Annotated in this window: 2 protein-coding genes; one reads left to right on the top strand and one right to left on the bottom strand. The window is 58.5% G+C overall.

Going from position 1 to position 1,185, the window contains the following annotated elements:
- A partial coding sequence (locus lacNas_RS00025) for a helicase-related protein (protein WP_201346469.1) occupies positions 1-592 on the top strand: 592 nt, incomplete at its 5' end.
- On the opposite strand, the gene lacNas_RS14065 is transcribed toward lacNas_RS00025, so the two are convergent.
- Positions 593-1,185 (bottom strand): DUF2238 domain-containing protein (locus tag lacNas_RS14065; protein ID WP_244661392.1); only part of this gene is annotated, 593 nt, incomplete at its 5' end.

The following is a 1,185-nucleotide window of genomic DNA, read 5'->3' on the forward strand; positions in this document are numbered from 1 at the left end:
GCAGCTGAAAAAAGAGCAGGTGCTGGAGCTGGCCGGAAGCGAAATCACTGCCGACAACGCGGCCGTTTTGGCCGGCCGCCTGCGCCAGCTGGCCAGCGGCGCCATTTATGAAGCAGACGGGCAGAGCTACCAGGAGCTTTTTTCCGAGAAACTGGACCGCTGCTTTTATTTGACCAGCAACACGGCCACGCCATGCCTGGTGGCCTACTATTTCCGTTCCGATGCCAGCCGCTTGCTGGCTTATTATCAGAAAAACGGGGTCAAGGCGGAAATTTTTGACGGCTCGCCGGGAATGATCCGCCGCTGGAACAAGGGCAAGATTCCGGTCATGCTGGTTCAGCCGGCCAGCGCGGGAGCAGGGCTGAACCTGCAAGATGGCGGGCACACCTTGATCTGGTTCACCTTGCCCTGGAGCCTGGAGCAGTACCAGCAGATGAACGGCCGCCTGCACCGGCAGGGACAAAAAAAGCCGGTCATCATTCACCATCTTTTGACGAAGGGAACGATTGACCGGCACGTATTGGACAGTCTGCGTAAAAAGGACCTCTTCCAGCAGGCACTGCTGGAGGCGGTCAAGCGGACGGTCGACTGACTAGTCTTCAGGATCGTATTTTTTGAAAAAGAAACTCTCAAGCCACTCCGGCTTGCCTTTCAAGTGCCAGTAGCTCCAGCAGGCAAACAGCAGGCTGCCTACCAGGTCGGCGATCAGATCGCCCATGGTGTCCATCAAGGCTGCCCGGCCGAGCAGCGGGCGGCCGCCTGAGAGATAGCGCTGCAGGTTCATGTTGAACAGGCCGTCACAGGTGAACTCGTAGCATTCCCACAAAACGCCGCACAAGACGGCGAAAGCAACCCCGTACAGGCATAAAAAGCCGGCCGGCAGGTCAGCGTCATCGCCGAACTTGAAGCAGCCCAGAACGGCCCAGGCTGCCCCGAAGAGCAGGGCGCCGCTGATCAAGTGCAGGAACTTGTCCCAGTAAGGGACGTAGTAGAAGCGGTAGGCATCCCCCAGGTAGATGGAGCAGTAGATAAAGACCATGAAAAAGAAGTATAAAAAAGCCGGCAGCCGGACATGCAGCCACTTGCTCAGCAGGGCCGGCAGGATGACCAGCAGCAGGCCGGCCCCGATTTCCAGCACTAGGAGCCGGCTGCTGGTCTGCTTTTGAACCAGCAGCTGCCAGCAGG

This window comes from Lactobacillus nasalidis (assembly GCF_016587775.1).
GTDB lineage: Bacteria > Bacillota > Bacilli > Lactobacillales > Lactobacillaceae > Lactobacillus > Lactobacillus nasalidis.